Here is a 22,554-nt window from a genome sequence, read left to right as displayed (position 1 = left end):
TTCTCTATCAAGTCTAGCTTTGTGCCTCTTGACTTTCTTCCTTCTTTTCCATGAGATAGATATCTCCGAAACTCTCCTCTTGAACGAGGATCAGTTCCTGGGTTTTGATTAACTCTAAGGTCGCCAAAAAGAGGGTAATGACCTCTTGGACATTCTGGGCTTCCTTGAACAAATCCTGCAAGCGCAACTGGTCTCGTCCAGTCAAGGACTCTTTTACAATGCCCATCATGTCCTCAATCTTATACTCATCCCGCAAGATGGTCGTGTGATTCTGAGCGAACTCCTCTTTTTTCTTGGCTAGGATATTTGAAAAAGCCAAAAAGAGGTCAATGGTCGTCCTATCATGCACAAGCTCCGCATCTTCGTAGATCAACTCTGTCGGCGCTTTAGAATAGTACTGAGCCCGATCTTGGTGCTTAGCCTCCAAGTGCTCACCCAAGAGCTTGAACTTACGGTATTCTTCAATTTGGGAGAGAAGGTCCTGCTCTAGGTCATCCTCTAAGTCTGTCACTTCTGCCACCTTTGGAAGAAGCTTGCGACTCTTGATCAACATGAGCTGACTGGCCATGACCATGTACTCACCCGTTACTTCCAGACGCATGGCCTGCAGGGTTGAGACATAGGCTAGATACTGTTCGATGACTTCTGTGATAGGCACATCGTAAATATCCATCTGATACTTTGAGACTAGGTGCAGGAGCAAATCCAGGGGCCCTTCAAAATCTTTTAATTTAATATCCATTATCTATATTTTTCTAAAGTCAGGACTGTTTTTAATCCTAGTTTTTTTGCAATTTCGTACAAATCAACCTTGTTTTCTATCTGTCTTAGAATGAACTGTTCCCGCAAGGCTTGAGCGGATAAGGTTGGGAAACCTTTCTCCTTGACAAAGGACTCCAGCTGACGAAAGGCCCACTGACGAGAATAGGCTTTCCCTCCCCTTTCAAAGAGATAGGTCTGCCCCATCAAGGGTTCTAGCTCTGGAATCAAGATCGTGGGTATGGTGACAATCCTCTGTTGGGAAGCCTTGTTAATTCGCAATACCTGAAAATCCAGATTGATATCTGCAACCCTAAGGGATAAAATCTCACTAGGCAAGAGCCCTATTTCCAAGATAAGAAGCGCCAGCAAGCGTCCTTCTGGATAATTACTTTCCTGCCAAAAAGAGTCTAGGTCTAGAATCTCTGGTTTTTCAGTCTTCTTTTCAGCTTGTTTGGCTAGTTCCAAACGATAAAAACTGTCCATCTCTCCTGTTTGATAGAGAAAGTAGAGGAATTGGTTACAGGCCGAAAGTTTCCGTTTCTGGGCACTCATTTTTAGATTAGCTAGCTGAGCTTGATAAATCTTGAGACTGGTCTCAGAAATCCGTTCCCCTACAATATCTAAAAATTGCTCCAGATCATACCTATAGGACTGCTTTGAATTAGCAGACAAGCCCTGCTTTTTCTCTAAAAAGGCTGAAATGCTATCTCTCATTTGCATCGAATCTCATATTCCTTACTAAAGTCATGCAAGAGGGCATTCACTGCCTTGAGGATGGACTTGCGCGTGATGATTCCTTGGAAAATTCCTTCATCATCTACGACCGGCAAGAAAGGTTCATCGACCAGTTTATGGAGGACTTCAGTGATGTTATAGTCTGGAGCAACTACTGCTACATCCGTCTTGGTCATATTGGCGATATCTGTCGTCGCCATCTGCTCATCTGTCAAACCTTGCTCCATTTGATATGCCAAAATATCTCTCAGACCAATGGTTCCGACAAAGCGTTTGTCAAAGGTCACAACAGGGATACGGGTATAAGTGATTTGGCTCAGCACCAAAATTGCATGGTCAGCGTTATGGGTATCAATCAAAGCTGCTAGATTCTCAGCAGGGGTAAGAAAAGTCTCTTCCTGCTCTAGTAAAAACGCTTCAAATTCCTTGGTAATCATCGAGCAAACTCCTTGGACAAGCCTGGATAAACCTCATGATCACGTGTCAAAAAGTCTACTTTAAAATAGCTGTCATCAATCTCCACACGGGCATAGAGACATTCTCTGATGGTTCCTCGTGGTTGGCTGATGGAGCCTGGATTGAGAAAGAGCGTCTTTCCTTCCATCCAAGCATTTGGCACATGCAAGTGACCATAGAGACAGATATCGGCATCTTCTTCCTGAGCCCAGTAGTCCAACTTTTGAAAGTTGAAATTGATATCAAATAAGTGTCCGTGAGTCTGGATAATCTTGGTCGGACCAAGTTGGGTCACCAAACGTTCTGGGTAGCCAGCATAAAAGTCCATGTTGCCTTTGACGACATGGATGCCTTCCCAAAGCGGAGAATCTGGACGGAGTTCTGAGTCACCATCGTGAAAAATGGCATCGACTTTACCCAGATAGCGGTCACGAATTTCTTCCACAATCAAGCTATCTCCGTGGGAATCACTCATTACAATGATGGTTTGCTTTGCCATGATGGAAATACCTCCAAAAGTTTCTTAACGGCTAAGGCGCGGTGAGATTGGCTATTTTTTTCTTCTAGGGTTAATTCAGCTGCTGACTTACCTGTCTCTCCCACAAGGAAGAGAGGATCATAGCCAAAACCATTTTCACCCTTGGGTTCAAAGTTGATATAACCTGGCCAGTCAGCTTCAACAACCAAGCTTTCCTTGTTTGGACTGGCTACAACCAGGGTTGTGTGGAATTGAGCCGAACGGTCCTTAAGATCAAAGACCATGGCCAATTCGTGCAAGAGCTTGGCATTATTTTCACGGTCAGTCGCTCCCACACCTGCAAAACGGGCTGACCAGACACCCGGCAAGCCACCAAGGACATCAACTTTGAGACCAGAGTCATCTGCTAGAACCATCTTGCCTGTTAATTGGGAAATAGTTTCGGCCTTAAGTCTAGCATTTTCTTCAAAGGTCATGCCTGTTTCTGCTACTTCAGGCAGGTCAGGATAGTCATTGAGATTTTCCACATCATAGCCTAGTTTGTCAAAGATAGCTCGGAATTCCTTGGTCTTGCCTTCGTTTCGAGTCGCAATCAACAAGGTTTCTCTAACCTTGCTGGTTTCAAAAAAGGCTTCTACATCAACACCTTCTTTAGGCAATTCTACATGCAGGAGTTGCCCATTTTCAACCAAGAGCAGGGCTCCCTGACGTTGGATGACTTCCAAGTTACGTCCTGCTTCTGCATTTAAAATCTCAACGATAAAAGAGAGTAGACGGAAGTTAGAAGACCAGCGCATCACCGTTATCGTAATCGGAAAGCCGTTTTCCCCATCACGAAAAATCCGAGCCAAATCCATAAAATCAAGATCAAGCGGATCTTTGATGAGGCTATAGATGCCTCCATAGACATCCCAGACACCGACATACCAGTCCTGGTCGTCCTTGTATTCATAAATCTTGTTTGTCATAATGTTACATGCTCCACATGAATCTCTTTTTCCAGCCATTCTGCTCCTATTTGAGCAAAGCTTTGGCTACTAGCTGTTGTGTAAAAACGGTGCTGAAGCGGGGCTGCGTCCCGGCTACGATTGATCTCAAAATAATTGAGTAAGACTGAGATATCCCGTACACACTCTGCCCCACTATCGATGAGCTGAACCTTTGGTCCCATAACATTTTGAATAATGGGCCTGAGAAGCGGATAATGGGTACAGCCCAAAATCAGGCTATCCACCTTTCCGACCAAGGGACGCAGGGTTTCATAAACTACTTTCTTGGTTACACTGGTTGATAAGGCACCAGACTCGACCAAGGGGGCAAACTTGGGACAGGCCAAACTTTCCACCTGTAAGTCTGGATCCAAATCATGGATTTTCTGACGATATATGTCTGATTGTACCGTCATAGGGGTTCCAATCACTCCGATTTTCCCGCCTTGACTGGACTTGATAGCTGCCGAAGCTCCTGGCAATATCACACCTAGAACGGGAATGTCTAGTTTCGCCTTGATTTCTTCCCAGACGACCGCAGTCGCAGTATTACAAGCAATGACAATCATTTTGACATCCTTGGTCAAGAGAAAGTTGACCAACTGCCAAGTATATTCACGAATTTGCTCAGCAGGACGGGGACCATAGGGCGCCCGAGCCGAATCTCCAATATAGACGATTTCTTCATGGGGAAGCTGGCGCATGAGCTCACGTACAACGGTCAAGCCCCCGACACCCGAATCCAAAAAACCAATTGGTCGATTATCCATACAGTCTTCTTTCTAGTCTTTTTTCTGATTGATAGTTCATCATGATTCCTTGCCCTGAAGGAACTAACCGACAGCTTGATAGAATGTCAACTGCCTCTCTCTTAATCATAATCAAATATCAATAGAATGCAAGGAAAAAGTCTTATCCTTGAGAACTATTGAACATAGTGAGAAGTCTGGAACTTTCATCCCAGACTTTTCCTATTTATTTCTTTTTATTGTTAGCAAGGGCTGCTTTTTGTTGACGGATGATTTGGTGGTAAACTTGTTGTACCTTGGCTTCGCTTGGTTTTTGACCATTTGCACTCAAGAGAGCACGAACTGCCTCAGCGTTCAAACGTGGGTTGTCAGCAAATTCTTTTTCAATTTGCTTACGAACCAAGTACATCCCTCCAAGAGCTCCTCCTAGAAAAGCTAGCACAATCAAGACAATTGCTAAAAGTAAATCCATTCTTTTTCTCCTGTTTCTTTTTGAGTCTTCTATATTATACCATAAAGTGACTTTCCTGACTAGTTTGTTTTACGCTTTCAAGAAGGGGTTAAGCCAATTCTAAGCTAGTCTTACAATCAGATTGAGCTATGAAATTACGAATAATTCCACCCTTCCCTCTCTTTCTTCTACTATTTCAAGAAAAAACAACAGCAAATATGTATCTTGCTAAAAAGCTCTTGACAAATGCCAAGCGACCATTAGAATGGGAGGTGAGGAGATAAATAGAAACAAATTAAACGAAACTGCTTTATAAAATGTAAGCGGTTTCGAATAAACAAAGGAGGGTTTTATGAAAAAACACTTTTGGGAGAAATCCTGTCGCTATAGCATCCGCAAGCTGACTGTTGGGACTGCTTCTGTTTTACTGGGAGCTGTTTTTCTAGTCAACCACACTGTGGCCGCAGACAGTGTTGAGGTCAAGCAAACTGAACCAACCTCTGTCGAAGCTATCACTAAGCCTGATAGTGAACCCAAAGCAGCTGAAATTACTGAAACTACAAATCCGTCTCTAGCAGAAAGTCCAGTAGTTTCCGAAAGCAAGCTAGCCGAAGAGACTCAGACAATAAATAGTCAAGCTAGTGAAGAAGCCATTGTAGAAGCTAAAGAAAATAAGGAACCTGAAAAAGCAGTTCAGCCCATGACAAAGCAAGAAAACTATCAACTCAACTACGATCATCCAACAGCTCCCTCTTATGATGGATGGGAAAAACAAGCCCTTCCTGTCGGAAATGGAGAAATGGGAGCCAAGGTTTTCGGTCTCATTGGTGAAGAGAGAATCCAGTACAACGAAAAGACCCTCTGGTCTGGAGGACCACAACCCGATAGCACCGACTATAACGGAGGGAACTACAAGGATCGCTATAAGGTCTTGGCAGAGATTCGTAAAGCTCTCGAAGATGGAGACCGCCAAAAAGCCAAACAACTAGCTGAACAAAATCTAGTTGGACCAAACAACGCCCAGTATGGACGTTACCTAGCCTTTGGGGATATCTTCATGGTCTTCAATAACCAGAAAAAAGGGCTGGATACCGTAACAGACTATCACCGCAGTTTGGATATCACAGAAGCTACTACGACTACTTCTTATACCCAAGATGGAACGACCTTCAAACGCGAAACCTTCTCCAGCTATCCTGATGATGTCACCGTGACCCACTTGACCAAAAAAGGAAATAAGACGCTTGACTTTACCCTTTGGAACAGCTTGACAGAGGACTTGCTTGCTAATGGCAACTACTCTTGGGAATATTCCAACTATAAGAACGGACATGTTACTACAGATGAAAATGGAATTCTTCTAAAGGGAACTGTCAAAGATAACGGCCTCAAATTTGCATCCTATCTAGGAATTAAAACGGACGGAAAAGTCACTGTTCAGAATGAGACTCTAACCGTCACAGGTGCAAGCTATGCAACCCTCTATCTCAGCGCCAAGACAAACTTTGCTCAAAATCCTAAAACCAACTATCGAAAAGACATCGATCTCGAAAAAACGGTTAAGGGTATTGTAGAAGCCGCTAAGGCCAAAGACTACGAGACACTTAAAAAGGACCATATCAAGGATTATCAAAGTCTCTTTAACCGCGTTAAACTAAATCTAGGTGGAAGCAAGACTGCTCAAACGACAAAAGAGGCCCTTCAAGGATATAACCCTAGCAAAGGGCAAAAACTAGAAGAACTCTTCTTCCAATATGGTCGTTATCTACTGATTAGTTCGTCTCGTGATCGGACAGATGCCCTTCCTGCCAACCTACAGGGAGTCTGGAATGCTGTAGACAATCCACCTTGGAACGCTGACTACCACCTCAATGTCAATTTGCAAATGAACTATTGGCCAGCCTACATGAGCAACCTAGCTGAGACAGCCAAGCCAATGATCAATTACATTGACGACATGCGTTACTATGGCCGTATCGCTGCCAAGGAATACGCAGGTATCGAATCCAAAGACGGACAAGAAAATGGTTGGCTGGTCCACACTCAGGCAACTCCATTTGGCTGGACTACTCCTGGTTGGAATTACTATTGGGGGTGGTCTCCAGCTGCTAATGCTTGGATGATGCAGAACGTCTATGACTACTATAAATTCACCAAGGACGAGACTTATCTCAAAGAAAAGATTTATCCAATGCTCAAGGAAACTGCCAAGTTCTGGAACTCCTTCTTGCACTATGACAAGGCCAGTGACCGTTGGGTGTCTTCTCCATCCTACTCACCAGAACACGGTACCATCACCATCGGAAACACCTTTGACCAGTCGCTAGTCTGGCAACTCTTCCATGACTATATGGAAGTCGCCAACCATCTGAATGTCGACCAAGACTTAGTCACAGAAGTCAAGGCTAAATTTGACAAACTCAAACCACTTCACATCAACAAAGAAGGACGTATCAAGGAATGGTACGAAGAAGACAGCCCACAATTCACCAATGAAGGGATTGAAAATAACCACCGCCACGTTTCCCATCTGGTAGGTCTCTTCCCAGGTACTCTCTTTAGCAAGGATCGGGCTGAATACCTAGAGGCTGCGCGTGCTACCCTCAACCACCGTGGAGATGGTGGTACCGGTTGGTCTAAGGCTAATAAAATCAACCTTTGGGCTCGTCTGTTGGATGGTAACCGTGCCCATCGTCTACTCGCTGAACAGCTCAAGTATTCAACCCTAGAAAACCTTTGGGATACGCACGCACCATTCCAAATTGATGGAAACTTTGGGGCAACTAGTGGGATGGCAGAAATGCTCCTGCAATCTCATACTGGCTATATTGCACCATTGCCAGCCCTTCCAGATGCTTGGAAAGACGGTCAGGTTTCTGGTTTGATTGCCCGTGGTAACTTCGAAGTCAGCATGAAGTGGAAAGATAAAAATCTTCAAAGTTTGTCCTTCCTTTCAAATGTCGGTGGAGACTTGGTTGTAGATTATCCAAATATCGAAGCCAGCCAAATCAAGGTCAATGGCAAAGCTGTCAGGGCAACTGTCCTCAAAGATAATCGCATCCAACTGGCAACACAAAAAGGTGATGTCATTACCTTTGAACATTTCCCTGGTCGTGTAACCAGTCTGACAGCAGTTCGACAAAATGGGGTCACTGCCGAACTCACCTTCAACCAAGTAGAAGGTGCTAGCCACTATATCATCCAAAGACAAGTAAAAGATGAATCTGGACAAACCTCTACAACTAGAGAATTTATAACCAATCAAACTAACTTTATCGACCGATCACTAAATCCTCAACTCGCCTATGTTTATACCGTCAAGGCGATGCTGGGCGAAGTTTCCACACAAGTATCTGAACAGGTCACTGTAGAAACCCCTAGTGAATTGATGGATGACCGAGACGGTCGTATCCAGTACGGAGCTGCCTTTGGAAACTGGGCAGACTCAGAATTATTTGGAGGAACGGAGAAGTTTGCGGATCTTTCAAAAGGAAACTACACAGACGAAGACGTGACTGCTACCATTCCGTTCACTGGTGTTGGCATCGAAATCTATGGACTAAAATCATCTGAACTAGGTCTTGCCACTGCTAAAATTGATGGCAAAGAGGTCGGCGAACTTGATTTCCACACTGCTGGGGCAACTGAAAAAGGCAGTCTCATCGGTCGCTTCACAGGATTGTCAGACGGACCCCATACATTGACTCTTTCTGTTAAACGTGAGCACAAGGGACGTGGAAGTGAACGCTCAAAAATTTCCTTAGACTACTTCAAGGTCCTATCTGGAAAAGGAAGTACGATTGAAAAAATGGATGACCGTGATTCGCGCATCCAGTATGGTTCCCAGTTTAAGGACTGGTCTGACCCTGAACTCTACGGAGGTACGGAAAAATACGCTGACATCAACAACAGCGACTCTAGTGCAGCTTCAGAAGCTCAGGCAACTATTTCCTTTACTGGTACAGGTATTCGTATCTATGGCTTGAAAACTACCGAGTTAGGTAAAGCGCTTGTGACACTGGATGGAAAAGAAATGCCTGCTTTGGATTTCTATACGTCAGGCGCAACTGAAAAAAGAGCCTTTATTGGCGAATTTACAAATCTCACTGACGGTCCGCACACCCTAACATTACGTGTTGACCCAGATTCACCAGAAGGTCGCAAGAAAATTTCTCTAGATTCCTTTGATATCATCAAAGCCCCTGCTATTGGTATAGATAGTCCAAGTATCGCTCCTCTTAAGGAAAACGACAAAGAAATTTCCTTAACCCTACCATCTGGAGACTGGGAAGCCATCGCTGTAACCTTCCCAGGTGTCAAAGATCCTCTAGTATTGCGCAAAGTGGACGAAAGGCACCTGGTTACAAGTGGGGATCAGACCGTGCTATCAATCCAAGACAATCAGGTGCAAATCCCAATCCCTGAGGCTACTGATCGACAAACTGGAAATGCCATCGAAACCTATGCAATTCAAGGAACTACCACAAGCAGTCCTGTCGTAGCCGTCTTTACTAAAAGGGATGAGAAAAAGGTTGACGAGAAGCAACCAACTACAAGCAAGGGGGACGAACCAGCTCCTATTGTTGAAAAACCTGAATACACCGACCCTATCGGAACAGCGGGTCAAGAGGAAGCTCCTATTGTTGAAAAACCTGAATACACTGAGCCTATCGGAACGGCGGGACAAGAAGAAGCTCCAACAGTAGAAATTCCGGAATACACCGACCCTATCGGAACGGCGGGGCAAGAGGAAGCGCCTACTGTTGAGAAACCTGAATACACCGAACCTATCGGAACGGCAGGGCCAGAGGAAGCGCCTACTGTTGAAAAGCCTGAGTACACCGAGCCTATTGGAACTGCGGGAGATCAGGAAGCTCCAACCCTCACCCGACCTGAGTATCAGTTGCGCACCTTGAAAGATAAAAAGACGGGGGTCGAAATCATCGGTGGAGTCACTGACTTAGAGGGAATTTCTCACATCTCTAGTCGACGTATCCTAGCTCAGGAACTCTTTGGCAAGACCTATGATGCTTACGACCTACAACTTAAAAATCCAACAGATCATAGCTTGCAGCCAAAAGGCTCTGTCTTGGTTCGATTGCCTATTTCAGCTAGCGTAGAAAAGGTCTACTATATTACTCCGACCAAGGAGTTGAAAGCTCTTGATTTCACCGTTCGAGAAGGAATGGCAGAATTCATCACTAGTCATTTCAGTACTTATGCTGTCGTCTATCAAGCTGCTGGAACAACCTCAAGTGCAGAGGAAAAACCAAGTGCTTCAGATGCAGAAACCTTAGCAAATGAGGCTGAACAACTTTCAGCTAGTCCTAGCCTTGCTAAAGCTGGAAATCATTCTCCTAAAGAACAACTTCCAGCAACAGGAGAAACGTCCAATCCACTCCTCTTCTTAGCAGGCCTCAGCCTAGCCCTTACAGCCACTTTTATGTTAAAAGGAAGAAAGGATAAATCCAACTAACTTTTAACATAACAAAAACAGGATGAAGTTGTTCTTCATCCTGTTTTATTTTTTACAGCAGGTATAAAAAGGCTAGGGTTAAGAGACTTGCTAGAAGTCCAACTCCCCAAAAGAAGAAGTCAACCTTCCACTCGCTCCAAGGATTGCCCTTGCCTGAGAATCCTCCAAGTTCAAAATGGTGATGGACAGGTGTCATACGGAAAATACGCTTCCCACCACTAAGTTTGAAGTAGGTGACCTGCATCATAACAGAGCTTGTCTCAAAGACATAGATAATTCCAATCACCAAAAGGGTCCATTCTTGGTGGAGCGCCATAGAAATAGCTGCTAGCATCCCACCAAGAGCCAAACTTCCCACATCTCCCATGAAGACCTTGGCAGGTTTGTGGTTAAAGACGAAGAAGCCTAGTAAACCACCAATCATGGCAAGAATCACAAGAAGAATATCCAGTTGATTTTGCATATAAGCAATTACACCATAGGCCGACAAGCTAATCACCACTGAAATACTCGCTAAGCCGTCAATCCCGTCAGTCAGATTCACCGCATTTGAAAAGCCAACTAGCCAGAAGAGGGCAAAGAAAATATAGAAAATACCCAAATGAAGAGGATAGCCAAAAACTGAAAGCATATCGCCACCACGCTCATAAAAGAGGTAGAAAATCACTCCTCCAAGGAGCTGGAGAGCAAGTTTTTGCTTAGGATTCAAGCCTTCGTTAATCTTACGAAAGACCTTGAGGAAATCATCCAAAAAACCTACCAAACCATACAAAACCAAGATAAACAAGATCATGCCTACATTGTTGGTCAATTGTTGGGTAAAGAGAGCGACCAGAAAGCTCACAACTACTGCAACGATAAGGAAGACAAGACCTCCCATGGTTGGAGTCCCAGCTTTAGCTTGGTGTTGCTTGACATCCTCGTGCATCTGCTGACCCGTAATCTGTGCTTTTCGATAAAATCGGATAAAGGCTGGAATACCAATCAAGGTCAATAGAAAGGCTAATATTCCAGCACTAATGGAACTAATCATCTTAATCTCCTAAAGTTACTTTCATTTTTTTAATGTCTTTGAGGGCAGTATTGGCACGGACACTTTGTTTCTTGACCGTTTTACCGCTACCTTCCCACTCGACTTCTATATTCAGCCATTTGGCCAATGTCTGCACATTTTCATCTGTCCAGCCATACATATCTGGCATTTCTTCGACCTTATCAGACAGGATCAAGATCTGCTGATTGGCTTCCAAATTATCTCCTTCAGAAACCGAAAGATCCTTGATCTTGGTTCCTGTTCCAATAACAATTGGTTGGACAAGGTTTCGGCGCAATTCTTCTGCTAAATCACCTGGGGTAAAGTCCTTGGTGGCAGGCATAGCATAGCTTGTCGTCTTACTGATCTGATCCAAGTTCTTGGCAGTTGACTGAAGATTGAGGGATTCTTTCATGGCAGAAGCTCGCTCAAGGATTGGATTGGCAAACTCTCCCAGCTGAACGCCTGAATAATGCTCTGGTTGTTGTACCGTTACATAGAGGATAAAGTCAGGATTTTCTGCAGGATGCATCGACACAACAGAAAAGATATAGTTGGTTTCACCTGTTAGATAACCCCCATTTTTCTCATCTGCAATCTGCGCTGTCCCTGATTTCAGGGCAACATTCTGACCTGGAACATTGACAGTTGCTTTTCCTGTACTATGATTGTACATAGTTCCATAAACAGGATCCGTACCTACCATGACCATGTGGTCTCGAGTAGAGGATGCTGCCGCTTTTGACACAGGATTTCCGACGATTTCCTTTTGAGACTTGCGGACAGACTGGTCATTTGGATCATAGAGAGCGCTAATAAATTTCGGCTCCAACATAACCCCATCATTGGCAATGGCTGTAAAGGCACGAAGCATCTGGGTCTGGGTGACAGAAATCCCTTGTCCAAATGAGCTCATGGCAATATTGACAATGTTATCAGCAGGTAATTGACCTGTGTACTCATCTGTCAAACCAAAACGGGTTGGCACCCCAAACTTAAAGCGGTTAAGATAATCCAGCCAGGTTGCATCTCCCATCTTTTGCTCAAGCAAGGTCATCCCAATATTACTTGAGTGGGCAAATCCTTGAGAGAAGGTCATGGTGCCACCACTAGTCAATCCTTCATTGACGTCCCAGTCTCGAATGGTCGCATCTGCTATTTTCAATTCACTACTGTTAAAGTATTCACCACCAGGGAAGGTATTGTTATCAATGGCTGAAGCCAACATCATCACCTTCATGGTTGACCCTGGCTCGTAGTTACTTTGATAAAGAATATCTCGCCAGACAAAGTCTTTCGTAATACCATCCTTGGTATCGGCATTGAAGGTTGGCCGTTGGGTTGTAGCAAGGATTTCCCCTGTCTTAGCGCTGACCAAGGTAGCCGTCATATACTTGCCTTTTACCTTTTCCTGGAAGGCATCCATCTGGGTTTCCATAAAGGATTGCAAGGGACTAGAAAGGGTTGTGTAAACATCCTTTCCGTCTACTGTTTGTTGGGAAGCCTGATCTGTACCCGGAACAATATTTCCCAGACGATCCTTCTCATATGTGATAATCCCATCTGTACCTGCAAGAATGCTATTTAAAGAGCTCTCCAAACCAGATGTCCCAATCAAACGTTTGGTTCCATCCTCATTTTCATGGAGTTGCGCTAAACCGATAAAGGAAGACGCAAACTGTCCATTGGGATAACTACGATTAGGACTGGTTGTAAAGTCAATCCCCTCAACCCCAGCTGTTTTGAGGTCATTTTTAATAGCCATCATATTGGCATAGGTAATCCCATTTCCCTTGGTACCAAAGGATACCTGTTTCAGATCTGGTTGAGAAAGCTGTTCTTTGACATAGGACTCCTCCATATCTAGGTATTTATGGAAAATTTCAGCTACCTTATTAAATTGAGAATCCTCTACATAGAGAATTTTGCCTGTTGCTGATTTGTACTTTTTATCAATAACTGCATAGACATTGTAGGAGGTCGCATCTTCTGCAATAGGCGTTCCATTACGATCGTAGATAGTTCCCCGTTTTGCAGGAATCGTCTTGGTTGTTTGATGGACCTTGTTTGCTTCTTGAACCAAGTCCTTACCAAATTTTTTACCCGTTCCGATAATGACCGCAAAGTTGACCAAAAAGACAGCGAAGAGTATGACAGCCAATAAACTCAGGCTTTTCCCTACTCTTCGACGGTTTTCTTCTGGAGATTTGCGATTACGAACGGCATAACGGATGATTTTTTCTTTCCACTGTTTCATATCTTACTCCGCTGCTCGGATATTTTCGTTATTCAGCTGCAAATCCTTAGAGTTTGCAATTTCTTTCAAACGTTCTGAACGAATCAATTCATTGACCTCTTGCTTGGCATCGTCAAGCTCTGTTTTCTTTTCTTCGATTTGAGCATTGACCTTGGTCAATTCATTCTGAACTTGTAATAGCTTGGTTTGCATAAACACAACGCTAATTGCCAGGATAATCATTGTTGCAGCAATCGAAACATAGAAGGCTTTTTCCACACGTGAAAAGCCTTTAAACTTCGTTTGCAATAACTGGCTTGTTTTTTCGATTCTTTCTGCCATGTTTTTCCTCTTACTTGTGAATTTTTCTAGCCACGCGCAACTTGGCTGAATGCGAACGATTGTTGGCTTCTAGCTCTTCGGCACTTGGCAAGATTGGCTTACGGGATACCAATTCCATCTTAGGCTTAAGATCGTCCGGAATGAAGGGCAAGCCTTTCGGAACTTCCACTGTTGAAGCTTCTTTAAACAACTGCTTGGTCAAGCGGTCTTCCAACGAATGGAAAGTAATGACTGAGATTCTACCATCCAGAGCCAGCATGTCCATGGCCTGCTGGATGGATTCATCTGCCGCTCCTAGCTCATCATTGACTTCGATTCGGATAGCCTGAAAAATCTGCTTGGCAGGGTGGCCCTTCTTCTTGAGTTCCTTGGCAGGCTTGGCAGACTTGATAATCTCTGCCAACTCAGTCGTCGTCTCGATTGGTTTCACCTCACGCGCTTGCTCAATCTTGCGGGCAATCTGTTTAGAAAACTTATCCTCACCATACTTGAAAAAGATCCGAACCAAGTCATGATAGTCATAATGATTGACCACCTCATAGGCCGTCAGACTAGCTTCCTGATTCATGCGCATATCCAGTGGCGCATCTTTTTTATATGAAAAACCACGTTCACGCTGATCTAGCTGAGGACTGGACACCCCCAAGTCATAACAAATTCCATCAATTTCTCGGACACCAGACTCTTGCAAACGTGTCTGCAAATGACGGAAGTTATCCTTGATAAAGGTTACCATCCCTTTTTCGATATAGGGTGCCAAACGTTTTTGCGCATTGTCAATGGCATTCTGGTCCTGGTCAAAGGCATAGAGATGTCCTTTTTCGCTCAATTTACTTAATAAATATTCGCTATGGCCTGCTCCGCCCAAGGTCGCATCAACGTAGATACCGTCAGGTTTTACGTCAAGCATATCAATCGTTTCATGAAGCAAGACCGTTACATGATGAAATTCTTTTGTCATATCTTATCTATTTTACCACAAATCTGACCAGCTTGCACTTGTCAGATAAATAGGTCAAAAACAAGTAAGATTTCTTTAAGAAATATGTCAAATATGCTTGACATCTATTCCATAGAAGAATATAATATAGTCAAATATATACGACATACTAGAAAGGAGACCATATGAACCGTGTCAAAGAATTTCGCAAGGAACTGGGCATTTCCCAGCTCGAGCTCGCCAAGGATATCGGTGTCTCGAGACAAACCATCAACATGATTGAAAATGACAAGTACAATCCAACTCTGGAACTCTGTCTCAATCTCGCCCGCAGCCTCCAAACTGACCTCAATAGTCTCTTTTGGGAGGATAATTTTTAAAAAAGGAGCGAACTCATGAAAAAAGAAACCTTTACTGAAAAACTCATCAAACGCATTTACGGAATTTCTGGCCCTCTTGACGAACACAAACGGCGTGAGGCCGATCGTATTGGCAATCAAATCTTTATCATTCTCTTTTATCTGATGACATTTGGGAATCTCATCCCCTTCGTCCTCGCTTATAAATACCCGCAAATTGTCGCTTTCGGATATCCTCTTGTGGTATTCGGCATTTCGATGATTTCTGCTCTCTATGTGGTCTCCCAAACCAAAAAAACAGGCATCACAGCTATTGATCTAGATATGCTGAATGAGAAAGAAAGTAAGCAATTACACTGCCTAGATCTTAAAGCGGGGATAGTCTATGGATTGGTGAGTTTTTTTGTAACCCCTCTTCTCCATATACTGCTAGGTGAGAGTCAGGACTATTTTCAGTCTCTTCTCGCTTTTAAAAATATCTTTTCAAGTATTCTCCAGTCTTTCTTCTTCGGAGTGATTATACAAATTCTCATCTCCCGTCGCATTGCAAAAGCTAAGAAAGATCAGGATGAGGATTAGGAGGTGCCTCATGAAATCATTACAAAATTTACTGCTAACTCATATTTTAGTCGGCATCTTTATAACCTTTTTCTTAGTTCATGGCCATATTACACGTCCATTTCTGATGGTCTTCCTGTTAGCTCTTCCTGTCTTGAACAAGGGACAGAGATTTCAGAAAATCAAATCCAAAAAAATACGCCTTCTAAACGCATCTCTCTGCCTTATTCTCGTATGCTTACCACAACTCTTAACGAATTCTATGGATTGGAGATATCTCGTATTTCTAACCATTTGCATCATTTTTAGTCTAATCTACTGCTATACTCTCTATCAACTCTTTAGAGAAGCCAATACAAAATAATGTTTTAAGAGATCACCCCCATGAAAAAAGAAGATTTCACCACTCGTTTACTCAAACTATTCTTTCACATACAAGGCCCCCTTGATGAATGCCGCCAAGAGATAATCTACAGAGCTTGTGCCCGAGCCTTGATTCAAATCGTTTACTCTTCCCTCCTACTCTTCTTGTTTTATCTTCTATTTGGACGCTTCATAGAATTGGTTCGAGATGCTATGCCCTACCTCTATTTTGCTCTTATCTTCATCCTCTCATCTAGGGTGAGACTAGCAGTTCGAGACTTACATTTGGACAAGGACGACCAGTCCGAGATTCATCACAAGAGCTACAGCAAAAGTCAAATCAAAGTTCGTAGTTGGGGTGTATTCCTCAGCATTCAGCTTGGTCTCTTCCTCTTACTAATCTTTCATAAACTCTTTGTTCAACGTCTTCCCCTCAACACCTTTTGGGAAAATCTCTCCCAAATTGAAAGATTGCTGCCTTTGCTAGTATGTAGCCTTGGGACTGGAGCAATCTTTGGAACCATGACCTACGCCTTTTTATCGGAACACGTGGTGAAACACTCTGAATCAGTAACGTATAAGGAAAATATAGAAAAATGACAAGTGTATATGATTTTTCCGTTTTGAACCAAGACAAGCAAGCAATCCCTCTGGATGCCTATCGTGGCAAGGTTCTCTTAATCGTCAACACCGCTACGGGCTGTGGTTTAACGCCCCAGTATCAAGGACTCCAAGAACTCTATGATCGCTATCAAAATCAGGGCTTTGAAATCTTAGATTTCCCTTGCAATCAGTTTATGGGGCAAGCTCCGGGTAGCGCAGAGGAAATCAACGCCTTCTGTAGTCTACATTATCAAACTACTTTTCCACGTTTTGCCAAAATCAAGGTCAATGGCAAGGAAGCAGATCCTCTCTATGTATGGTTGAAAGACCAAAAATCTGGCCCTCTAGGAAAACGAATTGAATGGAATTTCGCTAAATTTCTCATTGGTCGAGATGGGCAAGTCCTTGAGCGCTTCTCATCCAAAACAGACCCCCAGACCCTCCAAGAATCTATTGAAAATCTGCTCTAACCTCTTTTCACTCCGACCCTTCATTTCTAAAACCAAATGAAAGGTCGGATTTTTCTTTAAAAAGTAATCTATTTTCTTTAATTTCTGTTTATTTTTTTAGTTTTTACTCTTGCATTTTTTAAAATAATTTAGTATATTTGTTATATTAATCATTTCAGCTGTTTTAAGGGAGAAAATGGCTTTTTAAATTTTTTATCTTAAAATGAAAGCGCTTTATAAACGAGAGGTAAGGTGGCTTATAAATTATTAGAGAGTTTATTTATCTTAAAATAAAGTTGCAACCAAGTCAGACTTGGGCTCTGGCAGTAGCTGACTGCCTTGATAAAAACTAGGAGTATATTATGAATCGATACCTCTTTGAAAAAGGGCAAACTTTTAGCATTCGGAAACTGACCGTTGGAGTTGCCTCGGTCATGGTCGGACTAGCATTTTTTGCTTCAGGAACTGCTCTAGCTGATGAAAATCTTCCCGATGGGAAATCAAACCTTGAGAGTAAAATTGAGCAGGTTTCCAATCTAGAAGAAAACAAAGTTGAAGCCGAGAAGAAAGAAAACCTCAACCAGCCAGCAGCACAGCAATTAGAAAAAGAAGAAGCTCCTGCTGATACAAGTAAGGCTGATCTGCTCCCTGAAGAAATTCACGATCAAGCATATCCTGACACCGACGTCAAACCTCTCAAAACTTCAGCTACCGTAGAAAAGGCTGAAAGTCCTCAAGTTGAATCAAAAAGTATTTTGAAATCAAAGGAAGAAGAGAACGCTCAAAAAGAAAATCGTGCTATTATTAACGGTGGACAAGACCTCAAGCATATTCAATATGAGGGACAACCCGCAACTGCTGCTACTATGGTCTACAGCATTTATAATGGTGGAGCTCAACGATACATCGTTTCTGGTTCTGGTATTTTCGTAGCTCCTAACGTCTTCTTGACAGTTGCCCACAACTTTTTAGACAAAGAAGGCCATGTTCGTGGCGGAGATTCTGCGCGCTTCTATTACAATCTAGGATCCAACGCTCCCGTTAAAAATTCTCAACCAAATTCAGGAAATACAACACTCTTCCAAGAAAAAGATATCCACTTCTGGAATAAAGAAGAGTTTAGCAAGGGATATCAAAATGACTTAGCAGCAGTTGTAGCGCCTGTCCCTGTACAAATTGCAAGTCCAAATAAAGCAGCAACCTTTGTGCCACTCGCTGAGCATAAGACTTACAAAGCAGGGGACCCTGTCAGCACGATTGGCTATCCAACTGACTCAAGCTCAAAAGAACTCAAGCAACCTATCGTAGCTGGCCAACTCTATAAAGCTGACGGCAAGGTAAAATCTGTTGATCCTTATGATGACAAGGGAGCTACTGGCATCACTTACCAAACAACTTCTGTGTCCGGTTTATCTGGTGGTGGAATTATCAATGGTGATGGAAAAGTCATCGGCGTACACCAACACGGAACTGTTGACAACGGTGTCCCTGAGAAAGACCGCTTTGGTGGTGGACTTGTCCTCTCTCCTGAACAACTCAAATGGGTTAAAGATATCATTGACAAATATGGTGTCAAGGGCTGGTATCAAGGTGATAATGGCAAACGTTACTACTTTACACCCGAAGGTGAAATGCTTAGAAATAAGACAGCTGTCATCGGAGAAAATCAGTACTCCTTTGATGAGAGCGGTGTCGCTACTCTAGTCAAAGGAATTGATTACGGACGCGTCCTTATCCAACACGTGGACGAAGCAGGAAATCCAGTCAAAGAAAACGATACTTTCTTAGACAAAACAGAAGTGGGAACTGGCTTTGACTATGATTTCAAGAAAGCAATCACTCCAACCGAATTCTACAAGCAAAATCTAGAAAAATACCAGATTGTTTCCATTGATGGAGTTGAGATTCAGAAGCAACTAAAAGACGAGTGGAACCACAATGTCGTTAGCAAGACAGCTCCTGGAACCCGTGTCATCAAGGTAGTCTATAAAGTCAACAAAGGCTCTTTCAAAGTTTACTACCGTCAAAAAGGAACAACTTCTGAACTAGCTGAGGCGACAGTTGATAACAATGACGGTCAAGAGTACGACGTTTCCTTTGTCAACACCTTCCATGCAAAAGACATTGCTGGATACCGTCCAGTCAAGGATAGTTTGGAAGCAACCATCCAGCATAAAGGTGTGAATGAAGTCGTCTTTGAATACGAACCAATCGCTGATACAGCCAATCCAACAACGCCAACTCCTCCAGTCGCTCATCCAGAAGATAAAGAAACTGAGATTGGCAACCATGGACCTCTTCCAAGCAAGGCCCAACTTGATTACCACAAGGAAGAATTGGCAGCCTTCATCCACTACGGAATGAACACTTACACCAATTCTGAATGGGGAAATGGAAAAGAGGACCCTCGATACTTCAATCCAACCAACTTGGATACAGACCAATGGATTCGCACCCTGAAGGAAACCGGCTTCAAACGAACCATTATGGTTGTTAAACACCACGACGGTTTCGTTGCTTATCCTTCTAAGTATACGAATCATACCGTAGCTGCTAGCCCATGGAAAGATGGAAAGGGTGACCTTCTCGAAGAAGTTTCCAAGTCTGCCAGCAAGTACGACATGAATATGGGTGTTTACTTGTCACCATGGGATGCCAATCATCCTAAATACCATGTCGCAACCGAAAAGGAATACAACCAATACTATCTCAACCAACTGAAAGAAATCCTTGGAAATCCGAAATACGGAAATAAAGGCAAATTCATCGAAGTTTGGATGGACGGTGCGCGTGGTAGCGGTGCCCAAAAAGTAACCTACACCTTTGATGAATGGTTCAAATACATCAAAGAAGCTGAAGGAGATATCGCCATCTTCTCTGCTCAACCGACAAGCGTTCGCTGGATCGGAAATGAACGTGGTATCGCAGGTGACCCTGTCTGGCATAAAGTCAAAAAGGCCAATATCACAGACGATGTGAAAAACGAATACCTCAACCACGGTGACCCAGATGGTGATATGTACTCTGTAGGGGAAGCCGACGTTTCGATCCGTTCTGGCTGGTTCTACCATGACAATCAACAGCCGAAATCACTCAAAGAGTTGATGGATATCTACTTCAAGTCTGTTGGTCGTGGAACCCCACTCCTTCTCAATATTCCACCAAATAAAGAAGGGAAATTTGCAGATGCGGATGTGGCTCGCTTGAAGGAGTTCAAGGCAACTCTAGACCAAATGTATGCGACTGACTTTGCCAAAGGTGCCACTGTAACAGCAAGTTCTACTCGTCAGAACCACCTCTACAAAGAAAGTCACCTGACTGACGGTAAAGATGATACGAGCTGGGCGCTCTCAAATGATGCTACAACTGGTAGTTTCACAGTCGATTTAGGGCAAAAGAGACGTTTTGACGTTGTCGAACTCAAGGAAGACATCGCCAAAGGTCAACGTATCTCTGGTTTCAAGATTGAAGTTGAAATCAACGGACGCTGGGTGACTTACGGAGAAGGTTCAACTGTTGGTTACCGTCGCTTGATTCAAGGCAAACCTGTAGAGGCACAAAAAATTCGTGTGACCATCACAGGAGCACAAGCTACACCAATCTTGACCAACTTCTCTGTCTACAAAACGCCAAGTAGTATCGAAAAGACAGACGGCTACCCTCTTGGACTTGAATACCACTCAAACACAACAGCGGATACAGCCGGTACAACTTGGTACCATGAATCTGAAGGTGTTCGTGGCACTTCTATGTGGACTAATCAAAAAGATGCCAAAGTAAGCTATACCTTCACAGGAACCAAGGCCTATGTAGTCTCTACAGTCGACCCAGGTCATGGAGAAATGTCTGTCTATGTTGATGGACAAAAGGTTGCGGATGTGCAAACTAAGAATGCTAGCCGTAAACGTAGTCAAAAAGTCTTTGAAACAGGCGATTTAGCACCTGGCCAACACACTATTACCCTCGTGAACAAAACAGGTGAACCAATTGCTACAGAAGGGATCTACACTCTAAACAATGATAGCAAGGGAATGTTTGAACTCGAGTCTACTAACTACGAAGTCGAAAAAGGAAAACCAGTCACTATTAAAATTAAACGTGTTGGTGGAAGCAAGGGAGCTGCTACTGTTCGCTTCATCACGGAACCTGGAACTGGGGTTCATGGTAAAGTTTACCAAGATACAACTCAAGATGTGACTTTTGAAGATGGAGAAACAGAAAAGACTGTTACCATCCCAACGATTGACTTTACAGAACAAGCTGACTCTGTCTTTGACTTTAAAGCCAAGCTCACTTCTGTTTCTGATGGTGCCTTGCTCGGTTTTGCTGCCGATGCAACGATTCAGGTGATGAAGGCTGAATTGCTGATCAAGGATCAAACAAGCTATGATGACCAAGCTAGTCAGTTGGATTACAGTCCTGGCTGGAACCACGAAACCAATTCCGCAGACAAGTACCAAAAGACGGAGTCTTGGGCTTCCTTTGGGCGCTTAACTGACGAGCAAAAGAAAAAGACAACTGTAACAGCTTACTTCTATGGTACTGGACTTGACATCAAGGGATTTGTAGACCCAGGTCACGGTATCTACAAGGTCTTCTTAGATGGTAAAGAAGTTCCTTACCAAGATGGCATGGGAAATGCTTCGACTATTGATGGCAAGAAATACTTTAGCGGTCACGCTGCCCAACGCCAAGGCAATCAAACTCTGGTTAGCCTAAAAGGTCTTGATGAAAACTTGCACGCAGTCACCCTTCAACTCGATCCTGATCGAAACGATTTGTCTCGAAATATCGGCATTCAGGTGGACCAATTCATCACTCGTGGTGAAGGAAGCGAACTCTACAGCAAAGAAGAGCTTCTCCAATCCATCACTAAATGGAAGGACGATTTGGCTAACTTTGACCCAACAGGATTGAAAAATACACCTACTGCACGCCAAGCTTTCCAAGCAAACCTAGACAAATTGAGAAACCAACTCAGCGCTGAAACTGTAGATGCTCAGGATGTTATGTTGACAGTAAGTACTTTGCAAGATATCCTAAGCAAGGACGAAAACTACCAAAAACCTGGCGAAGAACCTAGTCCAGACCAACCTACTGAACCGAAACAGCCGGAAATCGAATACAATAAGGCCATGGCTAGCTTGACAGAAGCCATCGAGAAAAAAGTCGCTGAACTTGGATCCAACAATGAAGCTAAGAAGCAATTGTTAGCAATTGCTGACCAAGCCATTGCTGCAATTCAAGAGGCCAAGACTCAAGAAGAAGTTAATAAAGCGCTAGAATCGGCTCTTGAACAAATTAGCAAGCTTGAAGCAGCTAAGCCTGAGAAACCAGCTGAGCCTGAAAAACCGGCTCAACCAGAAACTCCAGCTCAACCGGAAAAACCGACTGAGTCTGAGAAACCGGCTGAACCGGAGAAACCGGCTGAGACTGAGAAACCGGCTGAATCTGAGAAACCAGCTGAACCTGAGAAACCAGCTGAACCTGAGAAGCCAGCTGAGCCTGAGAAACCGGCTGAACCTGAGAAATCAGCTGAACCTGAGAAACCGGCTGAGACTGAGAAACCGGCTGA

The 22,554-nt window shown here is 43.6% G+C and carries 18 protein-coding genes; 7 read left to right on the top strand and 11 right to left on the bottom strand.

Going from position 1 to position 22,554, the window contains the following annotated elements:
* Positions 1-13 precede the first annotated feature (13 nt).
* The 7 genes from HMPREF9184_RS00530 to HMPREF9184_RS00500 all read right to left on the bottom strand — a co-directional run bounded on the left by HMPREF9184_RS00530 (position 14) and on the right by HMPREF9184_RS00500 (position 4,641).
* Positions 14-742 carry a segregation/condensation protein A gene (locus HMPREF9184_RS00530; RefSeq protein ID WP_000351891.1) on the bottom strand — a complete coding sequence of 243 codons (729 nt, stop codon included), beginning with the start codon at positions 740-742 and terminating at the stop codon, positions 14-16.
* A complete protein-coding gene (xerD, locus tag HMPREF9184_RS00525; protein WP_332251267.1) occupies positions 742-1,476 on the bottom strand; it encodes a site-specific tyrosine recombinase XerD in 735 nt (244 codons plus the stop codon). Before xerD ends, HMPREF9184_RS00530 begins: the two co-directional genes overlap by 1 nt.
* Complete coding sequence (gene cbpB / locus HMPREF9184_RS00520) at positions 1,473-1,934, bottom strand: cyclic-di-AMP-binding protein CbpB (RefSeq protein ID WP_000628829.1); 462 nt, start codon at positions 1,932-1,934, stop codon at positions 1,473-1,475. Before cbpB ends, xerD begins: the two co-directional genes overlap by 4 nt.
* A complete protein-coding gene (locus tag HMPREF9184_RS00515; RefSeq protein ID WP_001118939.1) occupies positions 1,931-2,452 on the bottom strand; it encodes a metallophosphoesterase in 522 nt (173 codons plus the stop codon). The genes cbpB and HMPREF9184_RS00515 overlap by 4 nt, the downstream gene beginning before the upstream one ends.
* Positions 2,428-3,399: a nucleoside-triphosphate diphosphatase gene (locus HMPREF9184_RS00510; protein ID WP_000182428.1), complete on the bottom strand. Its 972-nt coding sequence runs from the start codon at positions 3,397-3,399 to the stop codon at positions 2,428-2,430. Before HMPREF9184_RS00510 ends, HMPREF9184_RS00515 begins: the two co-directional genes overlap by 25 nt.
* On the bottom strand, positions 3,396-4,190 hold the full coding sequence (gene racE / locus HMPREF9184_RS00505) for a glutamate racemase (protein WP_000370364.1): 795 nt from the start codon (positions 4,188-4,190) through the stop codon (positions 3,396-3,398). Before racE ends, HMPREF9184_RS00510 begins: the two co-directional genes overlap by 4 nt.
* 205 nt (positions 4,191-4,395) lie before the next feature.
* Positions 4,396-4,641, bottom strand: coding sequence for a YneF family protein (locus tag HMPREF9184_RS00500; protein ID WP_000364986.1), 246 nt, complete (start codon positions 4,639-4,641; stop codon positions 4,396-4,398).
* A 331-nt stretch (positions 4,642-4,972) separates the two neighbouring features.
* Here HMPREF9184_RS00500 and HMPREF9184_RS09335 point away from each other — a divergent pair, with 331 nt between their 5' ends.
* Complete coding sequence (locus tag HMPREF9184_RS09335; RefSeq protein WP_000716128.1) at positions 4,973-10,096, top strand: SIALI-17 repeat-containing surface protein; 5,124 nt, start codon at positions 4,973-4,975, stop codon at positions 10,094-10,096.
* 52 nt (positions 10,097-10,148) lie between these two features.
* Here HMPREF9184_RS09335 and mraY read toward each other — a convergent pair whose 3' ends face one another.
* The 4 genes from mraY to rsmH are packed head-to-tail and all read right to left on the bottom strand — an operon-like array spanning position 10,149 to position 14,668.
* Positions 10,149-11,129, bottom strand: a complete 981-nt coding sequence (mraY, locus tag HMPREF9184_RS00490; protein ID WP_000625782.1) for a phospho-N-acetylmuramoyl-pentapeptide-transferase — start codon at positions 11,127-11,129, stop codon at positions 10,149-10,151.
* 1 nt (position 11,130) lies between these two features.
* On the bottom strand, positions 11,131-13,386 hold the full coding sequence (gene pbp2x / locus HMPREF9184_RS00485) for a penicillin-binding protein PBP2X (protein WP_000816044.1): 2,256 nt from the start codon (positions 13,384-13,386) through the stop codon (positions 11,131-11,133).
* Positions 13,387-13,389: 3 nt separating this feature from the next.
* Entirely contained in the window at positions 13,390-13,707 is a 318-nt protein-coding gene (gene ftsL / locus HMPREF9184_RS00480; protein WP_000840795.1) for a cell division protein FtsL, read from the bottom strand.
* Between the two features lie 10 nt (positions 13,708-13,717).
* Positions 13,718-14,668: a 16S rRNA (cytosine(1402)-N(4))-methyltransferase RsmH gene (gene rsmH, locus HMPREF9184_RS00475; protein ID WP_000159420.1), complete on the bottom strand. Its 951-nt coding sequence runs from the start codon at positions 14,666-14,668 to the stop codon at positions 13,718-13,720.
* A gap of 164 nt (positions 14,669-14,832) precedes the next feature.
* Between rsmH and HMPREF9184_RS00470 the strand changes: the two genes are divergently transcribed.
* The 6 genes from HMPREF9184_RS00470 to HMPREF9184_RS00445 all read left to right on the top strand — a co-directional run.
* Complete coding sequence (locus HMPREF9184_RS00470) at positions 14,833-15,027, top strand: helix-turn-helix transcriptional regulator (RefSeq protein WP_001082471.1); 195 nt, start codon at positions 14,833-14,835, stop codon at positions 15,025-15,027.
* 15 nt (positions 15,028-15,042) lie between these two features.
* The gene (locus HMPREF9184_RS09330) at positions 15,043-15,585 is read left to right on the top strand and encodes a DUF3278 domain-containing protein (protein WP_000712331.1); all 543 of its coding nucleotides are present in this window, start codon (positions 15,043-15,045) and stop codon (positions 15,583-15,585) included.
* Between the two features lie 10 nt (positions 15,586-15,595).
* Positions 15,596-15,928 (top strand): hypothetical protein, encoded by a 333-nt coding sequence (locus tag HMPREF9184_RS09830; protein ID WP_000838903.1) that lies wholly within the window; start codon positions 15,596-15,598, stop codon positions 15,926-15,928.
* A 20-nt stretch (positions 15,929-15,948) separates the two neighbouring features.
* On the top strand, positions 15,949-16,527 hold the full coding sequence (locus HMPREF9184_RS00455) for a DUF3278 domain-containing protein (protein ID WP_000711221.1): 579 nt from the start codon (positions 15,949-15,951) through the stop codon (positions 16,525-16,527).
* Positions 16,524-17,000 (top strand): glutathione peroxidase, encoded by a 477-nt coding sequence (locus HMPREF9184_RS00450; protein ID WP_000205053.1) that lies wholly within the window; start codon positions 16,524-16,526, stop codon positions 16,998-17,000. Before HMPREF9184_RS00455 ends, HMPREF9184_RS00450 begins: the two co-directional genes overlap by 4 nt.
* 341 nt (positions 17,001-17,341) lie before the next feature.
* On the top strand, positions 17,342-22,554 hold a 5,213-nt coding region (locus HMPREF9184_RS00445), incomplete at its 3' end, for an alpha-L-fucosidase (protein WP_009444053.1).

The organism is Streptococcus sp. oral taxon 058 str. F0407 (assembly GCF_000235485.1).
Lineage (GTDB): Bacteria > Bacillota > Bacilli > Lactobacillales > Streptococcaceae > Streptococcus.
Note: the sequence above shows the minus strand (reverse complement) of the source record. Positions and strands in the feature narration are given on the sequence as shown.

Excerpts from the sequence above, each read along its gene's own strand:
- cbpB (WP_000628829.1), bottom strand. The coding sequence starts at position 1,934 with ATGATTACCAAGGAATTTGAAGCGTTTTTACTAGAGCAGGAAGAGACT.
- HMPREF9184_RS00470 (WP_001082471.1), top strand. The coding sequence starts at position 14,833 with ATGAACCGTGTCAAAGAATTTCGCAAGGAACTGGGCATTTCCCAGCTC.
- mraY (WP_000625782.1), bottom strand. The coding sequence starts at position 11,129 with ATGATTAGTTCCATTAGTGCTGGAATATTAGCCTTTCTATTGACCTTG.
- HMPREF9184_RS00515 (WP_001118939.1), bottom strand. The coding sequence starts at position 2,452 with ATGGCAAAGCAAACCATCATTGTAATGAGTGATTCCCACGGAGATAGC.
- HMPREF9184_RS00500 (WP_000364986.1), bottom strand. The coding sequence starts at position 4,641 with ATGGATTTACTTTTAGCAATTGTCTTGATTGTGCTAGCTTTTCTAGGA.
- ftsL (WP_000840795.1), bottom strand. The coding sequence starts at position 13,707 with ATGGCAGAAAGAATCGAAAAAACAAGCCAGTTATTGCAAACGAAGTTT.
- xerD (WP_332251267.1), bottom strand. The coding sequence starts at position 1,476 with ATGAGAGATAGCATTTCAGCCTTTTTAGAGAAAAAGCAGGGCTTGTCT.
- HMPREF9184_RS00450 (WP_000205053.1), top strand. The coding sequence starts at position 16,524 with ATGACAAGTGTATATGATTTTTCCGTTTTGAACCAAGACAAGCAAGCA.
- rsmH (WP_000159420.1), bottom strand. The coding sequence starts at position 14,668 with ATGACAAAAGAATTTCATCATGTAACGGTCTTGCTTCATGAAACGATT.
- HMPREF9184_RS00530 (WP_000351891.1), bottom strand. The coding sequence starts at position 742 with ATGGATATTAAATTAAAAGATTTTGAAGGGCCCCTGGATTTGCTCCTG.
- HMPREF9184_RS09335 (WP_000716128.1), top strand. The coding sequence starts at position 4,973 with ATGAAAAAACACTTTTGGGAGAAATCCTGTCGCTATAGCATCCGCAAG.
- HMPREF9184_RS09330 (WP_000712331.1), top strand. The coding sequence starts at position 15,043 with ATGAAAAAAGAAACCTTTACTGAAAAACTCATCAAACGCATTTACGGA.
- racE (WP_000370364.1), bottom strand. The coding sequence starts at position 4,190 with ATGGATAATCGACCAATTGGTTTTTTGGATTCGGGTGTCGGGGGCTTG.
- HMPREF9184_RS00510 (WP_000182428.1), bottom strand. The coding sequence starts at position 3,399 with ATGACAAACAAGATTTATGAATACAAGGACGACCAGGACTGGTATGTC.
- HMPREF9184_RS09830 (WP_000838903.1), top strand. The coding sequence starts at position 15,596 with ATGAAATCATTACAAAATTTACTGCTAACTCATATTTTAGTCGGCATC.
- HMPREF9184_RS00455 (WP_000711221.1), top strand. The coding sequence starts at position 15,949 with ATGAAAAAAGAAGATTTCACCACTCGTTTACTCAAACTATTCTTTCAC.
- pbp2x (WP_000816044.1), bottom strand. The coding sequence starts at position 13,386 with ATGAAACAGTGGAAAGAAAAAATCATCCGTTATGCCGTTCGTAATCGC.